The sequence below is a fragment of the Pseudomonas sp. NBRC 111132 genome (assembly GCF_001320565.1).
In the GTDB taxonomy this organism is placed as follows: domain Bacteria; phylum Pseudomonadota; class Gammaproteobacteria; order Pseudomonadales; family Pseudomonadaceae; genus Aquipseudomonas; species Aquipseudomonas putida_P.
Map to the genome: position 1 here is coordinate 21,113 of NZ_BCBI01000025.1, position 26,629 is coordinate 47,741.

The 26,629-nt window shown below is 62.0% G+C and carries 24 protein-coding genes; 15 read left to right on the forward strand and 9 right to left on the reverse strand.

What is annotated here, in order from left to right:
• The first annotated feature begins 9 nt into the window (after positions 1-9).
• From APH35_RS13960 to APH35_RS13975, 4 genes are all read left to right on the forward strand, one after another.
• The gene (locus APH35_RS13960) at positions 10-1,212 is read left to right on the forward strand and encodes a glycosyltransferase (protein WP_012272353.1); all 1,203 of its coding nucleotides are present in this window, start codon (positions 10-12) and stop codon (positions 1,210-1,212) included.
• Positions 1,209-2,396, forward strand: a complete 1,188-nt coding sequence (locus APH35_RS13965) for a glycosyltransferase family 2 protein (RefSeq protein WP_012272352.1) — start codon at positions 1,209-1,211, stop codon at positions 2,394-2,396. The genes APH35_RS13960 and APH35_RS13965 overlap by 4 nt, the downstream gene beginning before the upstream one ends.
• A complete protein-coding gene (locus APH35_RS13970; protein WP_060494289.1) occupies positions 2,396-3,148 on the forward strand; it encodes a WecB/TagA/CpsF family glycosyltransferase in 753 nt (250 codons plus the stop codon). The genes APH35_RS13965 and APH35_RS13970 overlap by 1 nt, the downstream gene beginning before the upstream one ends.
• 177 nt (positions 3,149-3,325) lie before the next feature.
• On the forward strand, positions 3,326-4,747 hold the full coding sequence (locus APH35_RS13975; protein ID WP_060494290.1) for an undecaprenyl-phosphate glucose phosphotransferase: 1,422 nt from the start codon (positions 3,326-3,328) through the stop codon (positions 4,745-4,747).
• 10 nt (positions 4,748-4,757) lie between these two features.
• On the opposite strand, the gene APH35_RS13980 is transcribed toward APH35_RS13975, so the two are convergent.
• Complete coding sequence (locus tag APH35_RS13980; RefSeq protein ID WP_012272349.1) at positions 4,758-5,699, reverse strand: LysR substrate-binding domain-containing protein; 942 nt, start codon at positions 5,697-5,699, stop codon at positions 4,758-4,760.
• Positions 5,700-5,845: 146 nt separating this feature from the next.
• On the opposite strand from APH35_RS13980, the gene APH35_RS13985 reads away from it, so the two are divergent.
• Positions 5,846-7,222, forward strand: coding sequence for an L-serine ammonia-lyase (locus tag APH35_RS13985; RefSeq protein ID WP_060514986.1), 1,377 nt, complete (start codon positions 5,846-5,848; stop codon positions 7,220-7,222).
• A 69-nt stretch (positions 7,223-7,291) separates the two neighbouring features.
• Here the strand turns inward: APH35_RS13985 and APH35_RS13990 are convergent, their stop codons facing one another.
• From APH35_RS13990 to APH35_RS14005, 4 genes are all read right to left on the reverse strand, one after another.
• Positions 7,292-7,969, reverse strand: coding sequence for a DUF3313 domain-containing protein (locus APH35_RS13990; protein WP_012272347.1), 678 nt, complete (start codon positions 7,967-7,969; stop codon positions 7,292-7,294).
• A 169-nt stretch (positions 7,970-8,138) separates the two neighbouring features.
• On the reverse strand, positions 8,139-9,434 hold the full coding sequence (locus APH35_RS13995) for an NAD(P)/FAD-dependent oxidoreductase (protein ID WP_060514987.1): 1,296 nt from the start codon (positions 9,432-9,434) through the stop codon (positions 8,139-8,141).
• A 13-nt stretch (positions 9,435-9,447) separates the two neighbouring features.
• The gene (locus APH35_RS14000) at positions 9,448-10,536 is read right to left on the reverse strand and encodes a polyamine ABC transporter substrate-binding protein (protein ID WP_060514988.1); all 1,089 of its coding nucleotides are present in this window, start codon (positions 10,534-10,536) and stop codon (positions 9,448-9,450) included.
• Positions 10,537-10,601: 65 nt separating this feature from the next.
• Complete coding sequence (locus tag APH35_RS14005; protein ID WP_012272344.1) at positions 10,602-11,960, reverse strand: glutamine synthetase family protein; 1,359 nt, start codon at positions 11,958-11,960, stop codon at positions 10,602-10,604.
• A 183-nt stretch (positions 11,961-12,143) separates the two neighbouring features.
• On the opposite strand from APH35_RS14005, the gene APH35_RS14010 reads away from it, so the two are divergent.
• Positions 12,144-13,043 (forward strand): helix-turn-helix domain-containing protein, encoded by a 900-nt coding sequence (locus APH35_RS14010; RefSeq protein WP_012272343.1) that lies wholly within the window; start codon positions 12,144-12,146, stop codon positions 13,041-13,043.
• A 59-nt stretch (positions 13,044-13,102) separates the two neighbouring features.
• Complete coding sequence (locus APH35_RS14015; protein ID WP_060494294.1) at positions 13,103-15,013, forward strand: AAA family ATPase; 1,911 nt, start codon at positions 13,103-13,105, stop codon at positions 15,011-15,013.
• Positions 15,014-15,051: 38 nt separating this feature from the next.
• Here APH35_RS14015 and APH35_RS14020 read toward each other — a convergent pair whose 3' ends face one another.
• Positions 15,052-16,437, reverse strand: a complete 1,386-nt coding sequence (locus tag APH35_RS14020; RefSeq protein ID WP_012272341.1) for an aldehyde dehydrogenase family protein — start codon at positions 16,435-16,437, stop codon at positions 15,052-15,054.
• A gap of 107 nt (positions 16,438-16,544) precedes the next feature.
• On the opposite strand from APH35_RS14020, the gene ptrR reads away from it, so the two are divergent.
• The 4 genes from ptrR (at position 16,545) to APH35_RS14040 (ending at position 19,510) form a co-directional block, all read left to right on the forward strand.
• On the forward strand, positions 16,545-17,414 hold the full coding sequence (gene ptrR / locus APH35_RS14025) for a putrescine utilization regulator PtrR (protein WP_012272340.1): 870 nt from the start codon (positions 16,545-16,547) through the stop codon (positions 17,412-17,414).
• A 133-nt stretch (positions 17,415-17,547) separates the two neighbouring features.
• Positions 17,548-17,991 (forward strand): hypothetical protein, encoded by a 444-nt coding sequence (locus tag APH35_RS14030; protein WP_060514989.1) that lies wholly within the window; start codon positions 17,548-17,550, stop codon positions 17,989-17,991.
• A gap of 54 nt (positions 17,992-18,045) precedes the next feature.
• Positions 18,046-18,792: a phytanoyl-CoA dioxygenase family protein gene (locus APH35_RS14035; protein ID WP_060515005.1), complete on the forward strand. Its 747-nt coding sequence runs from the start codon at positions 18,046-18,048 to the stop codon at positions 18,790-18,792.
• A 196-nt stretch (positions 18,793-18,988) separates the two neighbouring features.
• Complete coding sequence (locus APH35_RS14040; RefSeq protein ID WP_012272337.1) at positions 18,989-19,510, forward strand: acyloxyacyl hydrolase; 522 nt, start codon at positions 18,989-18,991, stop codon at positions 19,508-19,510.
• 71 nt (positions 19,511-19,581) lie between these two features.
• On the opposite strand, the gene APH35_RS14045 is transcribed toward APH35_RS14040, so the two are convergent.
• On the reverse strand, positions 19,582-20,472 hold the full coding sequence (locus tag APH35_RS14045; protein ID WP_060514990.1) for a universal stress protein: 891 nt from the start codon (positions 20,470-20,472) through the stop codon (positions 19,582-19,584).
• A gap of 288 nt (positions 20,473-20,760) precedes the next feature.
• On the opposite strand from APH35_RS14045, the gene mntP reads away from it, so the two are divergent.
• The 3 genes from mntP to APH35_RS14060 all read left to right on the forward strand — a co-directional run bounded on the left by mntP (position 20,761) and on the right by APH35_RS14060 (position 23,136).
• On the forward strand, positions 20,761-21,327 hold the full coding sequence (mntP, locus tag APH35_RS14050; RefSeq protein ID WP_060514991.1) for a manganese efflux pump MntP: 567 nt from the start codon (positions 20,761-20,763) through the stop codon (positions 21,325-21,327).
• A 62-nt stretch (positions 21,328-21,389) separates the two neighbouring features.
• Positions 21,390-22,181: a histidinol-phosphatase gene (hisN, locus tag APH35_RS14055; protein WP_060514992.1), complete on the forward strand. Its 792-nt coding sequence runs from the start codon at positions 21,390-21,392 to the stop codon at positions 22,179-22,181.
• Between the two features lie 223 nt (positions 22,182-22,404).
• Positions 22,405-23,136, forward strand: a complete 732-nt coding sequence (locus APH35_RS14060) for a hypothetical protein (RefSeq protein WP_012272333.1) — start codon at positions 22,405-22,407, stop codon at positions 23,134-23,136.
• Positions 23,137-23,138: 2 nt separating this feature from the next.
• On the opposite strand, the gene APH35_RS14065 is transcribed toward APH35_RS14060, so the two are convergent.
• Together APH35_RS14065 and APH35_RS14070 are read right to left on the reverse strand one after the other, a co-directional pair.
• Positions 23,139-24,023 carry an alpha/beta hydrolase gene (locus tag APH35_RS14065; protein ID WP_012272332.1) on the reverse strand — a complete coding sequence of 295 codons (885 nt, stop codon included), beginning with the start codon at positions 24,021-24,023 and terminating at the stop codon, positions 23,139-23,141.
• Between the two features lie 93 nt (positions 24,024-24,116).
• Complete coding sequence (locus APH35_RS14070) at positions 24,117-25,097, reverse strand: LysR family transcriptional regulator (RefSeq protein ID WP_060493652.1); 981 nt, start codon at positions 25,095-25,097, stop codon at positions 24,117-24,119.
• Between the two features lie 361 nt (positions 25,098-25,458).
• Here APH35_RS14070 and APH35_RS14075 point away from each other — a divergent pair, with 361 nt between their 5' ends.
• On the forward strand, positions 25,459-26,619 hold the full coding sequence (locus tag APH35_RS14075; protein WP_012272330.1) for a quaternary amine ABC transporter ATP-binding protein: 1,161 nt from the start codon (positions 25,459-25,461) through the stop codon (positions 26,617-26,619).
• Positions 26,620-26,629: the final 10 nt, after the last annotated feature.

The window sequence follows — 26,629 nt, forward strand, 5'->3', positions numbered from 1 at the left end:
TGGATTCGTATGCGCATTGCTTACTTCATCAATCAGTACCCGAAGGTCAGCCACAGTTTCATACGTCGCGAAATTCTGGCGCTGGAGCGCCAGGGGATGGATGTGCAGCGTATAGCGCTGCGCGGGTGGGACGCCCAGGTGCAGGATGCCGAGGATGCAACCGAACGGGACAAGACCTGCTACGTACTGCAAGGCGGGCTGAAGGGGCTGCTGGGGCCTACGTGGCAAGTGCTGCGTGCGCAGCCGCGGCGGTTTTTCCAGGCGCTGTGGCTGGCCATGCGCCTTGGTTTACGGGCCGATCGTGCCTGGCCCTACCATCTGGTCTACCTGGCCGAGGCCTGCCAGGTGCTGCAGTGGTTGCAGGCAGGGGAGGCGACACACGTGCATGCACATTTCGGTACCAACTCTACTGAAGTGGTGATGCTGGCCAACGTCCTGGGCGGGCCGGCTTACAGCTTCACCGTGCATGGGCCGGAAGAGTTCGATAAACCGCAGTTCCTGCACATGGGTGAGAAGGTGCGGCGTGCCGCCTTTGTCGCGGCGGTAAGCTCGTACGGGCGCAGCCAACTGTACCGGTGGGTGGCCCACGAGCATTGGGGCAAGGTGAAGGTGGTGCATTGCGGCCTGGAACGTGGTTTCCATGATGTGGCGCCGGTTAACGTGCCTTGCGCACCACGCCTGGTGTGTGTCGGGCGCCTTTGCGAACAGAAAGGCCAGTTGTTGCTGCTTGAGGCGGCGCACCGCCTCGCGGCCCAATCAATCGACTTCGAGCTGGTGCTGGCAGGTGACGGGGAAATGCGCGAGGAGATCGGGGCGTTGATTGCCCGACACGGCCTGCAGGCGCAGGTGCGCATCACCGGCTGGATCAGCAGCGCGCAGGTGCGCGAAGAAATCCTTGCCGCCCGTGCGCTGGTGCTACCCAGCTTCGCCGAGGGCTTGCCCGTGGTCATCATGGAAGCCATGGCCTTGCGCCGACCCGTGCTGACTACCTATGTGGCGGGTATCCCTGAGCTGGTACGCCCTGGCGAGAACGGCTGGTTATTCCCTGCCGGTGCCGTGGACGAGCTGGCGGCAGCCATGGCCGACTGCCTGGCGCAACCGGCCGAAGTGCTGCAGCACATGGGCGAAGCGGCCTACCAGCGAGTCTTGCAGCGGCATGACATCGACACCGAGGCGGCCAGGCTGGCCGGCTATTTCAAGGCATACGCATGATAAGTGTATTGGGTTGGTTACTGGGCCTGCTGGCGATCATCGTCCTGGTGCCGGTGTTGGTGCTGTTGCTGCAGGTGTTGCTGGCCTGCCTGCCGGCGCGGTCTAAGCCCCAGGGCACTGGCGGGCGCCCGTCGGTAGCGGTGTTGGTGCCTGCCCACGATGAGGCTTCGATCATTCGCGCGACGTTGGCCAGTATTGTCCCGCAACTGCTGGACGGTGACCGCTTGCTGGTGGTGGCGGACAACTGCTCGGACGACACTGCCCAGCTCGCGCGAGAGGCTGGTGCGCAAGTGGTCGAGCGCTACGATACGCGGTTGCGCGGCAAAGGCTACGCCTTGGACTTTGGCGTGCGTCACCTGGCTCAGCGGCCACCCGAAGTCGTCATCGTGGTGGATGCCGACTGCCAGGTGGGCGAAGGGGCAATCGACTGCCTGGCGCGCCGCTGCCGCGAAGTTGCCCGCCCAGTACAGTCGCTGTACCTGATGCGTGCCCCGGCAGGTGCTGGGTTGAAGGTGCAGGTGGCCGAGTTCGCCTGGCGCGTCAAGAACCTGGTGCGGCCACGCGGCTGGTCGCGCCTGGGCCTGCCATGCCAGCTGATGGGTGCAGGCATGGCGTTTGGTTGGCATGACCTGAGCCTGATCAACCTGGCCAATGGTCACCTGGTCGAGGATGTGAAGCTTGGCCTGGACCTTTGCCAGCAGGGCAAGCCCCCTGTGTTCTGCCCCGAGGCATTGGTTACCAGCCAGTTTCCGCTCAGCCAGCAAGGCCTCAACAGCCAGCGCACGCGCTGGGAGCACGGCCATCTGGGTTTGATGCTGGCCGACGCGCCCAAACGGGCGCTGGCTGCCATTACTCAGCGCAACGGCAGCCTGGCGGCCATGACCCTGGACTTGCTGGTGCCCCCCCTGGCGTTGCTGGTGTTGGCCTTGCTCGGGCTTAACCTGCTGGCCTGGCTGGCGTACCTGCTGTTTGGCCTGGCGGCACCGGCGTGGCTGGCACTTGCCGCCTTGGCCATGCTGGGCTTGGCCGTGGTGTTGGCCTGGGCGCGTTTCTGTCGTGAGCTGATACCGTTCTCGGTACTGTTGTACGCGCCGTTCTACGCGGCCAGAAAGGTCCCCTTGTACTTGAGTTTCCTGATCAAGCGCCAGGTTGAATGGGTGCGTTCAAAACGGGATGACGACTGATGGCACAGTGGCCACATCGCTGGAAGCGTGTTATCGAAAAGCTGGAAGTGGTCGTCGACGACGCTGCCGCGCAGCACCTGCTCGAGCGCCTGGCCACGCCGGAGTCGGCCACCGTGCTGGGCTTCGTCAATGCCCATGCGATGAACCTGGTGGTGCGCGATGGCGCCTACTGCGGGGCACTAACTGCCGCGGATGTGCTGCTGCGTGATGGTTCTGGCATGGCGATCCTGTATCGCCGGTTGGGGCTGGAGCCTGGGCTGAACATGAATGGCACCGACTTCATTCCCCGCCTCATGGCTGCATACCGTGGGCGCAAAGTCGCTTTCTGGGGCACACGGCAACCTTATCTGGGCCAGGCGGTACAACGCTGTGAAGCCGAGTTTGGCATTGTGCCGGTGTCAGTTCACGATGGTTTTGCCAACGTTGAAACCTATCTGCAGCTGGCCCGCGAGCAGCAGCCCGAACTGATCGTACTGGGCATGGGCATGCCCAAGCAGGAAGCGGTAGCGGCAGAATTGGCAGCCATTGGCGTGCCCTGTCTGATCGTCTGCGGCGGGGCGATTCTGGACTTTCTCGGCGGCAAGGTCAGCCGGGCCCCCGAGTGGTTGCGGCGTCTGGGTGGCGAGTGGCTGTACCGGTTGTTGCGCGAACCCAAGCGCCTGTTCCTGCGTTATGTGGTGGGTAACCCGCTGTTCCTGTTGCGCACGTTGTTGTACCGGCGGGCGGCGGTTTCGGCCAGGCGCACCGTATGAATCGGCCAAAATGCGTAGCAGCGGCGATTCCGGGCACGCCAGCGGCGGGTGGCTGCTACAGTGAGATCAATGGCTTGGGGGCCCCGCGAACCTGCTTCACTGGCTTTGCATAAGCTGGTTTCAAGACTTGCTGTTTGATGGAAGGCACTTGCTACGCTCAAATTGATGAGGTCTGAAATGGTTTTCGAACCCAGAAGCAGTCGTTCCTTACTCCAGAGAAGAAGCAGTGTCAGTAACGCCATTCAGGCCGGCCTCGATGGCATTGCCGTGACCGGTATCGCCTGGTACCTGATCTACGACCAGTTCGGCTACATCACCTCCGATTACGTGATCATGCTGCTGTTGCTGATTGGCGCACTGGCCGTGATTTATGATCATTACGCCATTTATCGCACCAACGTGGGGCTTTCGATCAAGGCCTTCCGCCTGTTCAAAGCCTGGTCGGCAACCTTTTGCTTCCTGGTGGTCATGGCCTTCCTGACCAAACAGAGCGAAACCTATTCGCGGCTATTGGTGGGGCAGCTATTCGTCATTGGCTATATCGCCCAGTTGTTTTTGCATTTTGCCGTACGCGAACTGCAAAAACGCTTTAGCGCGCATGCGCGCCTGGACAATGCCCTGATCATTGGCGCCGGCGACCTGGCCAATTTCCTGTACCAGAAGATCAGCAACAACCCCTGGTTTGGCGAGCGGGTGCTAGGTTGTGTACTGATCGACAAGGCCGATGAGCAGGGGCGCGAGAATGCCGAGGGCAAACAGCGCCTGCCAGTGTTGGGGCACATTGCCGACCTCGACGAACTGGTGGCCCAACATGCAATCCGCACCGTGTACCTGGTAACGCCATTGGGCGGCTCCGAAGTCATCAATGACGTGTATTTCAAGTTGCTCGACAAGTGCATTGCGGTCAACTGGGTACCGGATATCTTCTCGTTGCGCCTGATCAACCACAGCGTGCGGGAAATTGCCGGCATTCCGGTGCTGACCTTGTCGGAAACGCCGCTGACGGGCATGAGTCTGTTCTTGAAAAACCTCGAGGACCGGGTGCTGGCAGCCTTGATTCTGCTGTTCGCATCACCGGTGCTGTTGGCGGTTGCGTTGGCTATCAAGCTCGACAGCCGCGGCCCGGTGTTCTTCCGCCAGGAGCGCACCGGTTGGACAGGGGAATCATTCCGTATCTGGAAATTTCGCAGCATGCACGTTCACCAGCCAGAGAATGGCGAGGTCAAACAGGCGCAGAAAAACGACCCACGGCTCACGCGTATTGGCGCGTTCATCCGCCGTACCAGCCTGGATGAACTGCCGCAGTTGTTCAATGTGCTGACCGGGGAAATGTCGCTGGTCGGGCCCAGGCCACATGCCTTGCAGCACGACACCTTGTATTCGCAGGATATCGTCGACTACTTTGCCCGCCACAACATCAAGCCCGGCATGACAGGCCTGGCGCAGGTGCGCGGGTTCAGAGGGGAGACCAAAGACATCGAGCAAATGATCCAGCGGGTGGACTCGGACATCGAGTACATCAACAACTGGTCGTTGTGGCTGGACTTCGTGATCCTGGTGCGCACGCTCAATGCGTTCACAGGTAAACAGGCCTATTGAACCTGTTGGGCTATTCCTTGTTCAGCGGATGCAGCTCCCTGAACACACGCGCTTCCTCCACCAGCCAGTCATGCACTGCCCGCGCGCCTGGCTGGTTCAAGCCACCTGGCGGGTAATGCACCACATAACGCTTGTGGTTGGCGATTGGCACACCAAACGGCACGATCAAAGCGCCGCGCTCCAGTTCGTCGTTGAGTAGCGTGCGCCGGGCGATCGCTACGCCGATGCCGGCAATCGCGGCCTCGATGGTCAGGTGGTTGCGGTTGAAGGTATGCCCACGCCGCACATCCAGCCCGACGGCGCCAATGCCTTCCAGATAGAACTCCCACTCGGCATATTCCGAACTACCGCGCCAGGCAGTGATGTCGTGCAGCAGCGGGTAGTGCGCCAGATCGGCGGGCCCGTGTAGCGGCGGGCGCCCGCGCAACAGCATGGGTGAGCACACCGGGAAGATCTGCTCGTCCAGCAGTGGCGTCGAGAGCATGCCGGGGTAACTGCCATCGTTCAGGTCGATGGCCAGGTCGAAGTCACCCGGGGTCAGCGCCTGGGCGCTGTCTTCGGCTACCAGACGCAGTTCGATATCCGGGTAACGCTGTTGAAAACGCGGTAAGCGAGGCGTGAGCCATTTGGCCAGGAATGAGGGGATTGAACGGACGCGCAACGTGCCGCGAATTTCTCCTGCGTCCAGCCGCAGCAGCTCGGCCTCGATGCTGCCATAGGCCTCGGCCACAGTCTGGGCGAGGCGTTGCCCCTCGGCGCTCAGTTCCACGCCCCGCGCTCGACGCAGAAACAGCCGATAGCCCAGGCGTTCTTCCAGCTGACGCATCTGCTGGCTGACCGCGCCCGGGGTGATGTGCAGTTCTTCGGCGCAGCGGGTGAAGGACAGGTGCCGGGCTGCGCAGGCGAATACATGCAGCCAGACGAACATCTGACCATTGAGTTGTCGTCGCATCGTTTAGTACCACTAAAGCCTTGCTTAGAAAGTTTCGTTGGTCATCCGTGAGTCAGCGCGTCAGTATCGCGCAAAATCGCAATATCGCTCAATTTCTTCAGACAACCGTACTGTGGATGCATATCAGGGTACGGTCAGGCATTAGCATGGCTATCAGTGTTTTCGACCTTTTCAAAATCGGCATCGGGCCGTCCAGTTCTCACACCGTCGGCCCGATGCGGGCGGCCGCTACCTTTGCCCAGGCCCTGCGCGAGCAGGGGCTGCTGGCGCGGGTAACGCGCGTGGAGGTGCGGCTGTATGGCTCGCTGTCGGCGACCGGGGTTGGCCATGCCACCGACCGTGCGTGCCTGCTTGGCCTGATGGGCCAGTGGCCAGACCGCATCGACCCAGCCACTATCGAATCGCGTATAGGCCAGGCCCTGCAGGAGCACTGCCTGATGCTCGATGGCAGCCATCCGCTGGCCTTCGAATATGGCCGTGACATGCTGCTGCTCGACGAGAACCTGCCTTATCACCCCAATGCCATGAGCCTGGAGGCCATGGACGGGCAGGGTAGCCTGTTGTGCCAGACGTATTATTCGGTGGGCGGCGGTTTCATCGTCGAGCAGGCCGAGATCGATGCGCCGGCAGGCGAAACGAATGCAGTGCGACTACCCTATGAGTTCGACAGTGGCGCCCAATTGCTGGCTTTGTGCAAGGGCCATGACCTGAGCGTGGCGCAACTGATGATGGCCAACGAATGCGCCTGGCGCCCGGAGGCCGAGGTCCGGGAAGGGTTACTGCGCATCTGGGCGGCCATGCGTGAGTGCGTGGCGAACGGTCTGCGCAATGAGGGCATCCTGCCAGGCGGCTTGCACGTCAAGCGTCGCGCCGCGCGGCTGCACCGCAGCCTGCAGGAACTGGGCAAGCCCAACGTGATTGGCTCGACCCTTGGCGCCATGGAATGGGTCAACCTGTTCGCCCTGGCGGTCAATGAAGAGAATGCCGCCGGTGGGCGTATGGTTACCGCGCCCACCAACGGTGCCGCCGGTATTATCCCGGCGGTATTGCACTACTACATGAAGTTCAATCCCAACGCCTGCGACGCTGATGTCGTGGACTTCCTGCTTGGCGCAGCGGCAGTCGGCATCTTGTGCAAGAAGAATGCATCGATCTCCGGTGCCGAAGTGGGTTGCCAGGGGGAGGTCGGCTCAGCCTGCTCGATGGCCGCTGCTGGCCTGGCGCAGGTGCTGGGGGCTACGCCGCCGCAACTGGAAAATGCGGCCGAGATTGCCCTGGAGCACAACCTTGGGCTGACCTGCGACCCGGTGGGCGGCCTGGTGCAGGTGCCGTGCATCGAGCGCAATGCGATTGCTGCAGTCAAAGCGATCAACGCTGTACAGATGGCGCTGCGGGGAGATGGCGAGCACTTCATCTCGCTCGACAGGGTCATCCGCACCATGCGTGATACCGGTGCGGATATGCATGCCAATTACAAGGAAACCTCGCGCGGCGGTTTGGCTGTTGCGTTTGTTGAGTGCTGAGTTTTAACGCAGTCGCTTGCAGGCGTGCTCCTGCAAGCGACCGCATTGAACAACCAGGTCAAAACCGCATCAGCGAGCTTTCTGCTTCGCCGCCAGGAAGCTCGCACGCATGTCCTTGGCCCAGCCATCGAGCACTGGCTTGACATCATTCAAGGTCAGCTTCTGGGTATCGTTTTCCAGCTCCTGGCCGGTACCTTTGCGTACCACCTGGGCCAGTACCTTCTGGCTGGCACCATCGAGGAATGCTGCTTCCACGCCGACATCCACCTCCTGATCACGGCCACCCATGGCGGTGTTCACCCCCGCCGAAATCAGCGCGATAGGGATCACCTCGTACGGCTTGAGTCCCTCGTTGCTGGTAGACACCGCGGTGATTGCAGGGCGCACCACGATCACCCCGGGGCCTGGCCCCTTGGCCAAGGGCACTACGCTACCCATTTCACGGCGCAGAGCTTCATTGAAGTAGCGGGTGATCTCCTGCAAGGTCTGCTGCGAGATCACCGCTGTCGGCTGCGGCTTGGGGTAGAACTGGCTGGGCTCGATGAACACCTGGCTGTACTGGTTGACGTTGACCTTGGGGTCGATCCAGCGCATTACCGGGTCACCCGACGGGCTCTTGGCCTCCTGCAGCCGGCTGTAATCCTTGAGGAAGCCGGAGTAATCCTTGGGGTCCACGCGATTGCTGGAGCAAGCGGCCACCGCAAGCAGGGCGGCGCACAACAGGGTAATGCGAGGCAGTGATTTCATGATGAAGAGGCATCCTTGAGAGGTCGGCCTCAACAACGCTAGCAGGTGCGTGACAGTTGGCCAGTGGGTTTAATCCCAAGTGCTCGTCTTGGATCATCTGGTGCCTGGAAGACCGAGCGCCGCCCGCGCGGCGCTCGATCTCCCGGGCGCCGCAAAATCCACCCCGAACTCACCCCAGCGCTTCGCGCAACCGGTACCACAGCATGCCCAGTGCCAGCAACGGCGAGCGCAATGCCTTGCCGCCAGGGAAGGTGAGGTGCGGCACGGCGCTGAACACATCCAGGCCGTGGCTGTGACCAAGGGCGATGCTTTCTGCCAGCAGCTTCGCTGTCCAGTGCGTCACGTTCAGCCCGTGCCCGGAATAGCCCTGGGCGTAATAGACGTTGGGGTGCTGGTTCAGGCGCCCGACCTGGGGGAAACGGTTGGCGGTGATGCCGATCATGCCACCCCATTGGTAGTCGATGCGCACGTTGGCCAGTTGCGGGAATACCTTCAACACCTTGGGCCGCATGTACGCGGCAATGTCCTTGGGGTCACGCCCGGAATAGTGGCAGGCCCCGCCAAACAGCAGGCGCCGGTCGGCGGTGAGGCGGTAGTAGTCCAGGCCGACCTTCTGGTCGCACAGCGCCATGTTCTGCGGGATCAGGCTGCTGGCCAAAGCTTCGGGCAAGGGCTCGGTGGCCACTACATAGCTGCCGGCCGGCAGCACCTTGCCGCTCAGGCGCGGCTCCAGCTCGTCGAGGTGGGCGTTGCAGCCCAGCACCAGGCTGCTGGTGCGCACCTTGCCACGGGCGGTGTGCAGGGTCACGCTGGGGCCGTGCTCGATGCGCAGTACCGGGCTTTGTTCGAAGATGCGCACCCCCAGGCTGTGGGCCGCGCGGGCTTCGCCCTGGACCAGATCAAGTGGGTGCAGGTGGCCCGAGCCCATGTCCACCAGGCCGCCAGCGTACTGGTCGCTGGCAACGACCTCGTTCAGCTGCCCAGCACCGACCAGGCGGGTTTCATGGCGATAGCCCAGGGCGGCCAGGTCGTCCTGCTCATCCTTGAAGGCGGCGAACTGCGCCGCTGTGTTGGCCAGCTCGCAAAAGCCCCAGCGCAGGTCGCAGTCAATGCCATAGCGGGCGATACGGTCGGCCACCAGCTCCACCGAATCGATGCCGGCCTGCTTGAGGTAGCGCACACCGTCCTGGCCGACATGCCGGGCAAAGCCGCTGACATCATGGCCAATACCGCGAATCAGCTGGCCGCCATTGCGACCACTGGCGCCCCAGCCGATGCGCCGGCCTTCCAGCAGCACCACCGAGAGGCCGCGCTCGGCCAGCTCCAGGGCCGTATTGACCCCGGTCAGCCCGCCGCCCACCACGCACACGTCGGCTGTCAATTCGCCGTCCAGGCTAGGGTAGGGTGCCGCGTCGCGCGCCGTGGCGGCGTAGTACGAAGCGGTGTGTTGGTTGTTCAAAGGCATGGGCGTTCTCGACTCAGCGGTTGGACTTGATCTTGCTCCAGGAACGGGTCATGACGCGCATGATCTTCGGGCTCGGGGTGCTGGAGATGTACAGTTTGTCCAGCACCTCCTGGGGTGGGTAGATTTCGGGATTGTTCACCAGCGATGCATCCATGTAGGCGTTGGCGTCCGGGTTGGCGTTGGCATAACCGACCGTGGCGCTGACCTTGGCAATCACCTTGGGGTCGAGCAGGTAGTTGATGAACGCCAGGGCTTGCTCGGGGTTGTTGGCGTCCTTGGGGATGGCCAGCAGGTCGAACCACAGGTTGCTGCCTTCCTTGGGAATGCTGTAGGCCACCTTCACGCCGTTTTTCGCCTCCACAGCGCGGTTGGCGGCCTGGAACACGTCGCCGGAGTAGCCGAACGCCACGCAGACATCACCGTTGGCCAGGTCGGAGACGTACTTGGAGGAATGGAAGTAGGTGATATAGGGGCGCAGTTCGAGTAGACGGGCCTCGGCCTTTGCATAGTCGCCCGGTTTTTCGCTGCGTGGGTCCATGCCCAGGTAGTTGAGGATGGCCGGGAACAGTTCGTCGGGCGAGTCCATGAATGCCACGCCACACTGCTTGAGCTTTTTCAGGTTTTCCGGCTCGAACAGCACCGCCCACGAATCGATATGGTCCACACCCAGGGCTGCCTTGACCTTGTCGACGTTGTAGCCAATGCCATTGGTGCCCCACAGATAGGGTACGGCGTACTGGTTGCCGGGGTCATTCTGTTCAAGCTGCTTGAGCAGCTTGGGGTCCAGGTGCTGCCAGTTCGGCAGCTTGCTGCGGTCCAGCGGCAGGAAGGCACCGGCCTGGGCCTGGCGGGCGAGGAAGTGGTTGGACGGCACCACCACGTCGTAGCCGGTGCGCCCGGCCAGCAGTTTGCCTTCCAGGGTTTCGTTGGAGTCGAACACGTCATAGACCACCTTGATTCCGCTGCTGGCCTGGAAGTCGGCCAGGGTGGTGTCACCGATGTAGTCGGTCCAGTTGTACACGCTGACCGAAGGGGTGGCGTGGGTGGTGGTGGCGAACAGCAGGGTGAATGCGGCGGGGATCAGGGCTTGCAGATGACGCATGGGGACACCTCGTTGGTCTTGTTCTTCGAGTTAGGTGCAGGGGGCTGCAAAGCCCCCATGGTGGATCAGACGCTCAGCATCAGGAATTCACGCTCCCACGAGCTGATCACACGCTTGTAGTTCTCGTGCTCGGCCCGTTTGACCGCCACGTAGCCCTGGACGAACTGCTTGCCCAGGTACTGCTGTACGGTCTCGCAGTCTTCCATGTGCTGCAGCGCGTCCTCGATGGTGATCGGCAGGCGCAGGTTGCGCCGTTCATAGGCGCGGCCCTGTACCGGCGCGCTCGGGTCGATCCGCTCCACCATGCCCAGGTAGCCGCACAGCAGGCTAGCGGCGATGGCCAGGTACGGGTTGGCATCGGCGCCTGGCAGGCGGTTTTCCACGCGCATCGCCTCGGGGCTGGACGTGGGCACGCGCAAGCCGGCGGTGCGGTTTTCTTCACCCCACTCGACGTTGACCGGCGCCGAAGTGTCCGGCAGGAAACGGCGGAACGAGTTGACGTTGGGCGCGAACATCGGCAGCAGTTTGGGGATGTACTTCTGCAGGCCACCGATGTGGTGCAGGAACAGCTGGCTCATGCTGCCGTCTTCGTTGGCGAAGACCGGTTTGCCGGTGGCGATGTCGACCACGCTCTGGTGCAGGTGCATGGCACTGCCCGGTTCGTCGGTGATCGGTTTGGCCATGAACGTGGCGGCCACGTTGTGCTTGAGTGCCGCCTCGCGCATGGTGCGCTTGAACACGGTGATCTGGTCCGCCAGGTCCAGCGCGTCGCCGTGGCGGAAGTTGATCTCCATTTGCGCCGGGCCGTCTTCGTGGATCAGCGTGTCCAGGTCCAGGCCCTGGATCTCGCACCAGTCGTAGACGTCTTCGAACAGCGGGTCGAATTCGTTGGCGGCATCGATCGAGAACGACTGGCGGCCGCTTTCGGCACGACCGGAACGCCCCAGTGGCACCTGCAGTGGCAAATCCGGGTCTTCGCAGCGCTTGGTCAGGTAGAACTCCATCTCTGGTGCGACAATCGGCTGCCAGCCCTTGTCGGCGTAGAGCTTGAGGACCTTCTTCAATACGTTGCGCGGCGACAGCTCGATCGGGTTGCCTTGTTTGTCGAAGGTGTCGTGGATCACGATCGCGGTAGGCTCGATGGCCCACGGGATCTGGTACACGGCGGTCGGGTCGGGGCGGCAGACCATGTCGATGTCGGCAGCGTCGAGCAGGTTGTAGTAGATGTCATCGTCAACGTAGTCGCCGGTGACCGTCTGCAACAGCACGCTTTCAGGCAGGCGCATGCCGCGCTCGTGGAGGAACTTGGCGGTGGGCGCGATCTTGCCGCGGGCAATGCCGGTCAGGTCGCTGATCACGCATTCGACTTCGGTGATCCGGTGTTCTTTCAGCCAGGTGGACAGCTGATCGAAGGGGGCGTTCATACAGACCTCTTGGTTGGGTTTTAGTGTGGGAGCCACTTCGCTGACGAAAGTCGTTACACGGTTTCGAAGGCGCTGCGCTTCCCAGGTGACGCGCTGGAGACTATCTTGGTCGCAGCCCCCCGGGGCAATCTATCCACTTTCTCCAGTATCGAATGCACCAAAAGAGTGCATACAGGAAGATGCGTGACAATCGCCAATGCGTTGCAGGTCCAGGCTTTCCACACCACCGACGTCACCGAACAAGTGCGCGCCACCCCTGGGTGGCAGCAGCAGTACCGGCAGATGTCACCGGGGCATTTCAGCGGTGAGCTGCGTTGCCTGGGGCTCGATGGCGTGGAGGTGTACGAAGAGCGGCTCAACACCCGGGTGGAGCAGTTTTTCCGTGCGCCAACGGGTTCGCTGGCGTTCTGCTTCGACCGCAGCGAGAACAGCCTGTACCTGCTGAACGAACAAAGCCGCAATATCTGGATCACACCGGAGAACTACCAGGAGGTGGCGGTCGTGTTCGACCAGGCCTTCCTGGCCCGCCATGGGCTGGACCCGCAGCGCCTGGAAGGGTTGTTCATGGTGCCGCTGGGCAGCGGCCAGAATGCACTGTTCGGCAGTTGGCTGAGCGCAACGCTGACCCGGTTGGGCGAGGCCGATTGCCCGCTGCAGGGGCAGGCCCTGGCAGAACAACTGCTCGAAGACTGCTTGTTCATACTCGACAACGCCTGCCAGCGCTTGCAGGGCGTGGCTTTGGGGCGGCGCGACGAGGAGCGGGCGATCATGCGGCGGGTCAGCGAATGGGCGGCCGACTGCCCGGAGGAGACGCTGAACCTGGTGGAGTTGGCTGAGGTGGCCGGGGTTTCATTGCGCCAGTTGCAGCAGGCCTTCAAAGCGTTCACCGGCATGCCGCCTGCGCACTGGTTACGGTTACGCCGGCTCAATGGTGCGCGGCGTGATCTCTTGCGCGGGGGTGGGGTGACGGTGGCCGAGGTAGCAATGCGTTGGTCGTTTTGGCATTTGGGAAGGTTTTCAGAGAGTTACAGGCAACTGTTCAAGGAGTTTCCGAGCGAGACGTTGAAGCGGGGCAGGGGTTAAAATCAGCATTCCTCACTGAAAGTTGCTATCGTGCCGCCCTGTTTCCACCCGAGGTGCCGATGTTCTACCTGCCTTTGCCCAGCGACCAGGCCGACCGCCTCGCCAACGCGCCTGACAGCGACTTCTTCACTACTGCCAGCATGCTTGATGCCGCTGCGGTACTGTTTATCCAAAATCTGCCACGCCAGCCCGCCACCGCCTCGGCCGACGCGCAGGAGCGCCGTTTTGCCGAAATCGTGCGCATCGCCAACGAAGTCGAAGGCGTCGCGCCTGGGCGATTCCAAGGTCAGGTGGCGCAGCATTTCGATCATGAGGCGTTCGCCATGGGCCTGGGCATGCTCGGCGAAAATGGCATTGCGCTGCTGTCGGCCGAAGTGGCGTATCAGGCAGTCGAGCTGCTCGATGGCGAGGGCCAGTGGAACTTCCAGTTCGCCGACAGCTACCGCCAGCGTGCCACCCCGCTGCATCCGGTGCACCTGCCGTCGTTGGCCAGCGACCTGATGCTCAGCGACCAGCAGAACCGTCTGCTGCGTGAGTTCCTAAGTGGCGTCGACGAATCGGTGGCCGTGCAAGGCTTCGCCGGCACCGGCAAGACCTTTCTGATTCACCAGTTCGCCCGCCTGCTGGAGCCACAGCGCACGTTGCTGCTGGCACTGACCGAAGGCCAGTTGCGCGCCCTGCAGGCGCGGGTCAAGGACGCTTCGGCGTACACCGCGCTGACCTTCGGCCAGCTGGCCGACGAGCTGCTCAACCGCGACCTCACCAGCAACGGCTGGCGCCTGCGTGACCCTTATCGCACCAAACTGTCATGGCGCCCGCAGGACGCGCAGGTGGTGCGCTGGCTGGCCATCCCCGACATAGGGCCGCTCGCTGCGCGTGATGTGGTCGCCTTGTGCATCCGCGCCGTGCGCACGTTCTGCCACAGTGCCGATACCCAGTTGCAGTTGCACCATTTGCCCTGGGCCGGGCCGGGCACCTCGCCGCTGGATCAAGAGGTGCTGCTGGAAAAGGCCCGTTTGTACTGGCAGGAGCTGATTCGTCCGTCGGCGCGGGACATCCAGCTGCCGGTGCGTGACTATCACCGGGTGAAACTGTTGTCGCTGACGGATCATGTGATTGACAGCCGCTACACCCACGTCATCGTCGATGAGGCCCATGAGCTGTCTGCACCGATGCTTGCCGTGCTCGATCGCAGCCCGCAGTCGATCATTGCCCTGGGTGACGAACTGCAGAACCTCAACGGCCTCAGCCCGCATCATGGCAGCTTCATCCGCCAGCGCTGCATCGACCATTCGCTGCGCGCCGGGCCGGCAATGGACAACGTGCTCAACCCGCTGATCCAGGCGCACCCTGCCGCGATTCAGGCGGCCTTCAGTGGCAGCGCCGAGCATTACACCCGGGTCAGTTTCTTCGATACGGTGACAGTGCCGCAGCAGCCCACGGCGCTGATCGTCGACGACGAATGGGGCCTGTTTGGCTGGTTCCAGCGCCTGACGCATCAGGGCGTGCCGTTCATCTTGCTGAAAAGCGCACGTAAGGACTTCGAACTGTTCGTCGAGGACTGTATCGAGCTGTACCGCTACGGCACTCGGGCGCGCCATCCAATGCTGTTCCGTTATCCCAGCTGGCAGGCGTTGGAGCAGGACAAGGGTGACGACAAAGCGTTTCTCGCGGTGGCCAGCATGCTGCGCAAGGGCTATACACCGGAGCACTTCGCCAAGGCCAAGAGCCGTTACCGCTGGGACAAGGCGCCGAAATTGTTCCTGGGCCGGGTGCGGGATGTGAAGAACATGGAGTTTGCCCGGGTGATGGTGTCGCCAGAGCTGATGGTCGCGCCTCAGGTGGCCGGGAACCGCAATGAGCGGGCGCGGATGCTGGCGGGTTTGTATACCGCCTGTTCACGGGCGCGGCATGAATTGATCGTGCCGGGAGGGATGCTGGACTGGGTCAAGGACCAGGTTCGGGATTGAAGCAGTTGGGGCCGCGAAGCAGCCCCAATGCCTTTGAATCAGTTACGGTCCAGCCACACGGTCTGGGCATTGGTGAACTCACGCACACCAAAGTGCGACAGTTCACGGCCGAAACCGCTCTTCTTCACGCCACCAAACGCCACACGGGGGTCGGAGGCGCAGTAGCCGTTGATGAACACGCCACCGGTATCCAGCGCGGCGGTCATGCGCTCGGCCAACCCATAGTCGGCGGTGTAGATGGTCGATGCCAGGCCAAACTCGCTGTCGTTGGCCAGTTCCACTGCATGGTCGGCATCGCGTGCGGTGATGATCGCCGCCACCGGGCCGAACAGCTCCTGCTTGAATGCGGTCATGTCCGGGGTAACGTTGGCGAACACCGTGGGGGCGTAGAAGTTGGCCACGCCTTCGACCTTGTTGCCGCCCAGCAGCAGGGTGGCGCCTTCGGCCAGCGTCGCCTGGACCTGGCCATCCAGCTCGTCGCGCAAGTCATAGCGGGCCATCGGGCCGATGTAGGTGTCGTCTTCAAGCGGATTGCCGACTTTCAGCTGGCGCGTGGCTTCTACGAACTTTTGCGTGAATTGCTCGACAATGCTTGCTTCCACGATCAGGCGCTTGGCGGCAGCACAGACCTGGCCGGTATTCTGGTAGCGGCCGATCACCGCAGCCTTGACGGCAGCATCCAGGTCGGCGTCAGCCAGCACGATGAACGGGTCGGAACCCCCCAGCTCCAGCACGCACTTCTTCAGTGCTGCGCCGGCCTGGGCGCCAATCGCCATGCCGGCACGAACGCTGCCGGTCAGGGTCACAGCGGCGATACGCGGGTCGTTGATGGCGCGGGTGACGCCATCCGGGGTCACGTTCAGCACTTCGAACACGCCCTCCGGCAGGCCGGCGTCCTTGAACAGCTCACCCATAAGGTAAGCGCTGCCCATCACGTTCGGGGCGTGCTTGAGCACGTAGGTGTTGCCCGCCAGAATCGCCGGCACGGCGCCGCGCAGTACCTGCCAAACCGGGAAGTTCCACGGCATCACCGCCAGGATGGGGCCTAGTGGGCGGTATTCGATACGGGCTTTTTCCACCTGGGTTGGCTCGGCGGCAAGCATGGCTGGGCCGTGTTCGGCGTACCAGCGGCACAGGCCTACGCATTTGCTGACTTCACCGCGTGCCTGGGCAATCGGCTTGCCGATTTCGCGGCTGATCATTTGCGCGAAGGCTTCGGCCTTGGTTTCGAGGGTGCTGGCCAGGGCGAGCAAGTACTCGCTGCGCTGACCCAGCGACACCTGGCGCCACTGGCGGTAGCCAACCTTGGCACGTTGCAGCGCCGCTTCCAGTGCGGCGTCGGTGTCGAATGGGTAGGCGCCGATCTGCTCGCCGCTGTACGGGTCGAGGGAGATGGCGTGGGTCAGGCTGCTGATCGCGCTCATGGCGGGACACTCTCGTTGTTGTTAATCAATGACGCCAGACTAGTGGGCTATGGCTTTAATGAAAACTGAATAATAATGAGCGAAACATTCACGTTTGGAGAAAGGCTGTGGACCTGGTGCAACTGGAGATCTTCAAAGCCGTGGCAGAGCAGGGCAGCATCAGCGCTGCCGCGCAGCACATCCATCGGGTGCCGTCGAACCTGACCACGCGCATCAAGCAGCTGGAAGAAGACCTGGGCGTGGAGCTGTTCATTCGCGAGAAGAGCCGCCTGCGCCTGTCGCCTGCAGGCTGGAACTTCCTCGAATACACGCGCCGCATTCTGGACCTCGTACACGAGGCGCGGCTGACCGTAGCAGGTGAAGACCCACAGGGCACCTTTGCTCTGGGCTCGCTGGAAAGTACCGCAGCGGTGCGTATTCCGGCCTTGCTGGCGGCGTACAACCAACGCTACCCCAAGGTTGACCTGGACCTGTCCACCGGGCCTTCCGGGACCATGCTCGAAGGCGTGTTGTCTGGCCGCTTGGTGGCCGCGTTCGTCGACGGCCCGGTGCTGCACCCGACGCTGGAGGGCATACCGGTCTTTGAGGAAGAGATGATGGTGATCGCCCCGTTGAACCATGCACCCGTAACCCGCGCCCAGGACGTAAACGGCGAAAGCATCTACGCCTTCCGTGCCAACTGTTCGTACCGTCATCATTTCGAAAGCTGGTTCGTGCAGGACCAGGCAGTGCCGGGCAAGATCCACGAGATGGAGTCCTACCACGGCATGCTGGCCTGCGTCAGCGCCGGTGCCGGCCTGGCCATGATGCCACGCAGCATGCTCGACAACATGCCCGGGTGCAGCACCGTCAGCGCCTGGCCGATGTCGGAGGACTTCCGCTACCTGAAAACCTGGCTGGTATGGCGCAGAGGCACAGTATCGCGCAGTTTGAGCATGTTCGTGAAACTACTAGAGGAAGGGCGCACAACCAATTGATAAACAGCTAAATTTACGTTTATTTGATGGCTTAGTGCCGAATATCACGATGACGACCATGCATCAGCACGAACACCACCCCCCTGAGAGGATCAGATAATAGGTAAGCCATCCTCTAAAGGAGGGTCGTACCATGCGTAACCATCACTATGCACTCGGCGCCGCGTTGCTGTTAACCCTGGCCTTGCCATGGACCCTGGCTGCCGCCGCCGATCTCAATGCCCCCATCGACATGCAGGCCGTGCAGTTGCAACCACAGGAACAGAACGGCGTGCATTACTTGCAAGGCGGTATCGGCCAGGATGAGGCCAATGCGCTGCGCAAGAAATCTGGTTATGACCTGCATGTGGAGCTTTCCACTGGCCCGGAAGGCAAATTCCAGAGCGGGGCTTCAGTCGATATCCAGAACGCAAAAGGCCAGCCTGTACTGAGCATCACGGATGCCGGGCCGCTGCTGTATGTGCAGTTGCCTCCTGGCAAGTACAAGATCATGGGCAACGCCCAGGGTGAGACGGTGCAGCAATTGGTGACCGTGAATGGCAAAGCCCCCACAACCGTGAACCTGAACTGGCGTTGATGGATAAACGGGCGGGAGTACAAATGTGCTCCCGTCATGGCGGAGCACATCGTCATGAACCTGGACCTTCAGCTGGAGATGTTGGACGAGCGGGGCTATGTGCTGCTCCCCGGTGTGCTCGAACCCCTGCGCATCGCCTTGTTGCGCTGCGCCATCGATGACCTGCAGCCGATTCACTGGGACTACCAGGGGCTGCTGGAACACTACAAGTGTGTGTTCAACCGCAACCCGTTGTGGTTGCCCTTTCTCGACCTGCCGCCTGTGATAGCCCTGGCTGAAGCGGCGCTGGGCGCTGATTGCCATCTGATCGGGCAAACTGCCTGGCGCAGCCATCCGGGTTACCCGGGCATGGCCTTGCACCTGGATTATCTGCCCATGCAGTTGCCTGATTGGCTAAGCGCGCAAGGCGACTTCACCCAACCCGCACAAATCCTCACTGCGCAGCTGTACCTCAGCGACATCGACCACGGCATCGGCCCGACCTGCATCGTACCCGGCAGCCACCGCGCGGCGCGGCCACCCCAGGCGGGGGAAGATTACTGGCAGGGGCGTGAAGCACAGGCCGTGTTGTGCAAGGCGGGCGATGCACTGGTGTTTCGCAGCGATGTCTGGCACAGCGCCGGGCCCAATTGCAGCCAGGCTCGCGAGCGCGACATGCTGCAGGTGCACTATGGCCGGCGCATGGTCGCGCAGAAGTTCTCGCCGTACTTGAACTGGCGCTTCAACCCGCAGGTGCTGGAGGAAGCCACGCCTCGGCAAAGGCGTTTGCTGGGTGAGCATGAAGAGGCGGAATACGACTGAAGTGCTGTGCACGGCAAGGCACATCTTAAGCAAGCGATTTAGCCAATAGTGGCAATACACTTTCAACTTTCTGATTATCTGGACAATAATCAAAAAACTATTACTTCGTGTGACCGGTCTGGATGCGCCGGTCCACCCTAAAAGATCGAGGGGCCTAAGCCCCCGCTTGCCGTGTAGACCATCAGGAGAGTCGTTGATGAAAACCCGTCTCGCAGCTTCGCTGGCCGCTGCAGTGCTGGCCTTTGCAGGGGCCAACCTGGCCCAGGCCGCGCAGGTATCCGGTGCCGTGGGCGCCACTAGCCAAGGCGACATGACCTACCGTATCGGCCTGTCGTTCGACTGGGACAAGAAATGGCTGGAAAGCAGTACCGGTTACGTGACCGGTTACTGGGATGCCGCCTACACCTATTGGGAGGGCGGTGACGCCAGTGGCGCACACTCGCTGTCATTCAGCCCGGTGTTCACGTACGAGTTCAGCGGTTTCACCTACACACCGTACATCGAGGCTGGTATTGGCCTGGCGGCGTTTTCCAAGACCGACGTGGGCGACCAGCGCCTGGGCTCGTCGGTCAACTTCGAAGACCGCATCGGTTTTGGTCTGAAGTTGCCGGGCGAGCAAAAAGTCGGGATCCGCGCGATGCACTACTCCAACGCTGGGCTCAAGCAGCCTAACGACGGGATCGAGTCGTACTCGCTGTTCTACAGCAAGGGTTTCTGACACAAGATAGGAGCAGCCTTGCGCTGCTCCTATTCATTCCCGCGAAGAGATCGGTTCAGGCTTACCCACATTCAGCGCACGGCCTTGATCGCCAGCACGTTACACAGCGGATGCTCCAGCACATGCGCCGTGGTCCCACCCAGGAACGTCTGCATCGCGTCATGCCGGTGGCTGCCCATCACGATCACATCGGCCCGGCTGTGGCCGACGAACTGAGCAATGGCCTTGATCGCTGCGCCCTCCAGGAAATGCCTGCGTTCCAGCGGGATCTGATGATGGTCGCCCAGGCGGTTGAACGCTGCTCGCTGCGCAGTGCGCACGCTGCCCTCGAAGCCGGGCATGGTCACCGTGCCAGCACCGAAGTCGGCAATGTGGGTCTTGGCCGCGTCGCACACATGCAACAGGTGCAGCTCGGCGTTGCATTGCAGGGCCAGGGCGTGCGCGCAGTGGATTACCTGCTCGTCCAGGTGCTCGCCTGCGCCATGGCTGTTCAGGTCCACCGCGGCGGCGACTTGCCGGGGCAGGGGCAGGCGGATGTCGCTGACCAGGTGCACGGCGACCGGGCTGTCCTTGAGCAACTGCCAGTCCAGTGGCGTGACCAGCAGGCGTTTGAGCACCGGTTCGTGCTGTACGTCCTTGACCAGCAGGTCGCAGCCCAGCCGTTCGACCCGCTCCAGCACGCAGCCTAGTGGGTCGCGGGTCAACAACAGCTCGGTGGACACGTCGAGGCCGGCGTTGCCCAGTTGCTCGGCCTCGTCCGCCAGCCATTGGCGGTTGTCGCTGAGCAGCCGCTCACGCTCGCGACCATCGCTCATCAAGCCAAAGGTGTCGACGTCGTCGACGATCACATTGATATCCAGCAGAGCACCACTGGATTCCGCCAGCGCCGCTGCGCGTTGCAGCGCTGGCGTGTGGCGCATTTGCGGGCCGAGCATGACGAACAGACGCTTGAACTGGCTCATCTCACACCTCCACGTGTGGCAGCCCCCCGGTCACCTGGTTCTGTTCAGTCTAGTCCTGTGTGGCCGGTAAAGCCGTTCACGCTTTTTTCACCTGGGGCTGTTATCATCGCCGCACTCTTTGGGGAGTAGCCTGCCTTCGCACCCAAGCGAAGGCGCACCGGTCAACATATTTGGCAACCTGCCATGGCCTGTGCATCCAGCTGGATTGGCGAGACCAACGACCTTTCTGTAGCCAAGCCGGGCCTGCAGGGAGCTGTCGTTGACTCGTAGCCCGGCGGAGCCTGATCGTTGAATCCCATTTCCCTCGTTTTCCTTGCCTTCGCCATGTCCACGGATGCCTTCGCGGCCGCCATCGGCAAAGGTTCCAGCCTGCATAAACCCCGTTTGGCCGAAGCCCTGCGCACCGGCCTGATCTTTGGTGTCATCGAGGCCATAACCCCAGTCATTGGCTGGCTGCTGGGCCAGGCGGCCAGCCAGTACGTTGAGCAATGGGACCACTGGATTGCCTTCTTCCTGCTGCTATTGCTGGGCGCGCACATGGTGCATGCCGGCCTGAAGCCGGATGAGGAAGAGGAAGAAAAGCAAAGCCAGCACTCATTCTGGATTTTGGCGGTGACGGCGGTGGCGACCAGTATCGATGCCCTGGCGGTGGGCATTGGCCTGGCGTTCGTCGATGTGAACATCTGGGTGGCGGCTGCGACGATCGGCCTGGCGACCATGACCATGGTCACCCTCGGCACCATGCTGGGGCGGGCCCTGGGTTCGGTGGTGGGCAAGCGTGCCGAGATCATCGGCGGCATCGTGCTGATGCTGGTGGGCGCGACCATCCTGTATGAGCACCTGACGGCTGTTTGAGTGCGGCTGGCACGGCGTGTCGGGTATGATGCTGGCCCCATCATTGTCACGAGGCCTGCCCCATGTCCCTGAGCGCTGAACAGATCGGCGAATTCCGTACCTTCGCCGAGCAGTTGGCCGATGCTGCCGCTGTGGCGATCAAGCCGTACTTTCGCGCCAGCCTGGAGGTCGAGGACAAGGGCGGGCGCTTGTACGACCCGGTGACGGTTGCCGACAAGGCCGCCGAGGACGCCATGCGCGAGTTGATCCAGGCGCGTTACCCCGAGCATGGCATTCTTGGCGAAGAAGCTGGCGTGGCCGTCGGCAGCAGCCCGCTGACCTGGGTGCTCGACCCGATCGACGGCACCCGCGCCTTCATCACCGGCCTGCCGCTGTGGGGCACGCTGATTGCCCTTAACGACGGCACGCGCCCGGTGGTTGGAGTGATGAACCAGCCGTTCACCGGCGAGCGCTTTGTCGGCACCCCCGAAGGCGCCTGGCGCAGTGGCACGCCCTTGCAGACCCGTGCCTGTGCCGACCTGGCTTCGGCCACGCTGATGTGCACCACGCCAGACATGTTCGACACCGCCGAGCGCAAGGCCGCGTTCGAGGCCGTTGCCGGCAAGGCGCGGCTGATGCGTTATGGTGGCGACTGCTACGCGTACTGCATGCTGGCCTCGGGCTTTGTCGACGTGATCGTCGAGGCCAGCCTGCAGCCGTATGACGTACAGGCGCTGATGCCGATCATCGAAGGGGCGGGTGGGGTCATTACGGCCTGGGATGGCAGCTCGGCGCAGAACGGTGGTTGCGTCGTAGCCTGTGGTGACCCGGCGCTGCATGCGCAGGTGGTGGAGATGTTGCGTCACGCCATGTGATGGGTGTGTCTCCTATACGGGCCTTTTCGCGGGTAAACCCGCTCCCACAAGTGGGGCACAGTTTTCAAAACTAGTGCTGAACCTGTGGAAGCGGGTTTACCCGCGAAGAGCCCTTACAGGATACTGCTTTCCTGGTCACCGCACTTTTTCCAATTTCCGGGCTCTATGCTTGGCCAGGCTGCTCTGATCCCCAGAGCAGCCGCCGTATATTGACCCGGTGCCGATGGTTGCAAGACACCCCAAATTCTTCCCCCGCCTGCTGCTGGCCGGCGCCCTTGCGGGCCTTTGTGCCTGCACGCAGGAACAGGGCCGCGATATGGTCAGCCAGTTCGGCAATGGCAAACCCAGCGAGCTGTTCCAGACCAGCGTCGACCGCCTGGCCACGTTGTCGATGCGCGACAATTTGCAAAGCCTGTACCTGCTGATGAACAAGCTGTACCTGCGCAACCCCAACCAGTGGAAGATGTCGGGCTACGTCGACGCCGCCACTGCCGAGCGCCAGATCCGCATCGCCATCGAGCAGCGCCGGCCGCTGCCGCAACTGGGCAACCGCCGCGACCTGGCGGCATTGAGCTACGCCCTTAGCCCCGAGTTTCGCGGCGACCGCGTCGGCGCCTTCATCTACGCCATCGGCAGCATGCTGATCACCGCGCACGGCGGGCGTACCGAGTTCTACATGACCGACACCATCGACCCGCTGTTCATCAACAACGCTGCGCGCAATATCGAAAAGGCGACGTGGATGCTCAGCCAGCGACAGGACGCCAATGGGGTGCTGCTGTTGTTCTCCAACGAAATCTCGGAGGAGGGCAGCAACCTGAGTTTTGCCGTGGAGTTCGGCAAGATCGTCGCGCGGCTGGATTTGCTGGCCGAGCTGCTGGATGAGCGGTATCGGCGGATTGGCTTGAATTATGCGCAGAGCCTGTTGCTGATGAACTTTCTGCCGGTGCAGTAACTTCAGAGCAGCGCTTGTATGGCGCGTTTATAGCGCTGCCCGGCCAGGCTCATGCTGTTGTTATGGGTTGCCCCGGGCACCAGCAGCAATGTCTTGGGCTGGTGGGCTGCTTCATACAATTGCTGGCTGAAACGTGCTGGCACGAATCGGTCATCCAGGCCGTGTACCAGCAGCACAGGCAGGCCAACCCCCTTGATCTTGTCCAGCGAGTCGAACTTTTGCGACATCAACCAGCGCACTGGCAAGGAGGTATTGGCCACTGCCGCCGCGACATCGCCCAGTGAAGTGAAGGTCGACTCCAGGATTAACCCGCGTGCCGGCACACTGGCACCGTTGTTCTGTGATTCGCGTGTCAGCTCACTGGCCAGTTCCACCGCCACCGCGCCCCCCAAAGAATGGCCGAAGATCAGGCGTTTGCCGGCATCTGGCTGCAGCTGGGCGAAGCGCTCCCAGGCAATGCGTGCATCTTCGTAGACCGTGGCCTCGGAAGGTAGGTCGCCACGGCTTCGGCCAAAGCCACGATAATCCACGGCCAACACCGAATAACCCATGGCATGCAGCTGTTCTATGCGGAACAACTGGCCGGTAAGGTTCCAGCGCACGCCGTGTAGGTAAAGGATGGCCGGCGCGTTGGCGCGTTTGGCCGGCCACCACCAGGCGTGCAGGCTTTGGTTATCGCTGAAGCTGTGCGGGCGCAGGTCGAGTTCCTGCACGCCGCTAGGCAGCCCGCGAAACCAACTGGCTTGGCCAGGCTCGATGCGGAACACCAGCTCGCGCTCCTTGTACTGCAGCACGGCGCAGCTGGTGGGCAGGCCGATGACCAGCAGAATGGCGCACACCCAGGGGAGCCAGCGGCGGCGCAGGTGGGTGACGAAGAGAGTAGGCATGTGGGCTTTCTAGCAGAAGCACTGTGCTGGGTGTCGAAAAAGTGACGGGATGGCAGGTTGGTTTGGTTGCAAGCTGTTTCCGAAAGCGCAGGGTTACCGATTACCCAACGACTCCAACAACGGCTGAAACTCGTCCAGCAACCAGTCCCGCAAGCGCAGGCAGCTGGCCTCATGCTCCTTGTCTTCATTGAATGCCAGGAAGTGAAAGGTGTCCTTGAGCACCAGTTCTTCTGCCACTGGCCTTACCAGCATCCCCTGTGCCACCAGCGACTCGACCAAGTGATGCCAGCCCAACGCCACGCCCTGGCCGCCAAGGGCCAGTTGCACCAACAGGTTGTAGTCGTTGGCATTGAAGAAATGCGGTGCGGTACTGGCGCGGCTTTTCAGGTCGACGTCATGGAAGGCCAGCCACACATTCCAGTCCACATGTTCGGCGACTTGCGAGCGGCCATAGGGGCTGAGGTTCAGCAAGGTACCATCGCGCAACCCTTTAAGGGTTCCTACCTCCGGGTGCTGCGCCAAATACTGCGGTGTGCACACCGGGTAGATCACGTCATGGTTGAGCGGGTGCGAGCTATAGCCTGCCTGCACCTTGCCCAGCTTGGTGATGTAAATGTCGGGGCGCACCCCAGGCTCCATCGACAGAAAGTTCTGGGTGGTTACCAGGTTGATGTCGATGTCCGGGTGCTCGGCGAAGAACTTCGGCATGCGCGGCCCCATCCACAAGGCGGCAAAGGCCGGTGAACAGCACAGGGTGACTACCTGCTTGGTATTGGTGTTGCTGCGGATACGCTCGGCCGCCTGGGAGATGTTGACGAACGATAACTGCACCGCATCGAAGAAGATCGAACCGGCCACGGTCAACTCCACCGCACGGCCCACACGGGTGAACAACTCGGCGCCCAGGTAGGTCTCCAGCTCGCGGATTTGCCGGCTGACTGCAGCCTGGGTGACGCACAGCGCCTCGGCGGCACGGGTGAAGTTCTGGTACTTGGCGGCGGCGACGAAGACTTTGACCGCACGCAGCGAGGGCATCTTGATCAGCGTCTGATCGGGTTCGGAGTGTCTGACCATGGGTAGGGGGGAGGTCCTTCATCTAGCCAATCAGGCCACTCTAGCCTGTTCCTCGCCAACAGGTAAATGTGCGGGCGGCTCTACCTACGGCCTCAGCGCCCGATTGATAACTTCAGGTAATGGTTAGCGCCATGCAAATGTCGTTGGACCCCCTCTGGCGCAAGGCCTAACGTTAACGCCACGGCGCGACATTCGAGACATCGATGTCGGATAACTTTTTGAAGCAGGACATTCTGCGTGCCGGTTTTGACTCACGTTCGAATTTGAACGGACTGCCAAGCGTACTCGCACTGATCGCTACCCGCCTTATTGAAAGTGCGATGTTGATTGATTGGTTAATAAGCATAATAAAGAGGGTCGTATGAGCCATGCCGATGAGATTCTTTCGGTAAACAACATCTTCAAGGTGTTCGGTCCCAACCCGAACATGGCCATGGAGATGCTCCGCAAGGGCGCCGACAAGAACGAAATCTTCAGCAAGACCGGCCACGTTGTCGGCGTGTTCGATGCAAGCTTTTCCGTCAAGCGTGGCGAGATTTTCGTCATCATGGGCCTCTCGGGCTCGGGCAAGTCGACCATGGTGCGGCTGTTCAACCGCCTGATCGAACCCACTTCCGGCAGCATTCACCTCAACGGCAAGGAAATTACCGGTCTTTCAGACAAAGCCTTGCTGGATGTGCGCCGCAAGGAAATGGGCATGGTGTTTCAGTCCTTCGCGTTGATGCCGCATATGAGCGTGCTTGAGAACACCGCCTTCGGCCTGGAAATTGCCGGTGTGCCGGAAGCCGAACGCCACAGCCGCGCCCGTGAAGCCTTGAGCCAGGTTGGCTTGGCCGGTCACGAGAACAGTTACCCGCACCAGTTGTCTGGTGGCATGCAGCAGCGTGTGGGCCTGGCCCGGGCGTTAGCCAACGACCCGGCGATCTTGCTGATGGACGAGGCGTTTTCCGCACTCGACCCGCTGATCCGCAGCGAGATGCAGGGCGAACTGATCCGCCTGCAGGCTGAGCAACAACGCACCATCATCTTCATTTCCCATGACATCGAAGAAGCCATCCGCATCGGCCATCGCATTGCGATCATGGAAGGTGGCCGTGTGGTGCAGATCGGCACCCCACAAGAGCTGATCAACCAGCCGGCCAACGACTACGTGCGTACTTTCTTCAAGAGCTTCGACAGCTCGCGGGTGCTCAAGGCCGGCGATGTGGCCAGGTTCGACCCGGCCGTGGTGTGCAAGGTCAATGGCAAGGCGCCGAGCTTCCAGGCCGGCGTGCCGTTTGGCTACCTGGTCGACGAGCGCGGGCAGTTGCTGGGCGTGGTCGACACCGACGTCAACGGCGCCACTGCCAGTGACCGCTACAGCCTGCACGAACAGCGCCCGGTGTACACCGACACGCCGCTGCACGAAGTCCTCGGGATTGCTGCCGACCTGCCGTACCCGGTGCCAGTGCTCGACCGTCAGGGCGCCTTCAAGGGCACGCTGTCGAAGAACGAGCTGCTGCAGACCCTGAGCCGCAACTAATCCAAGAAGC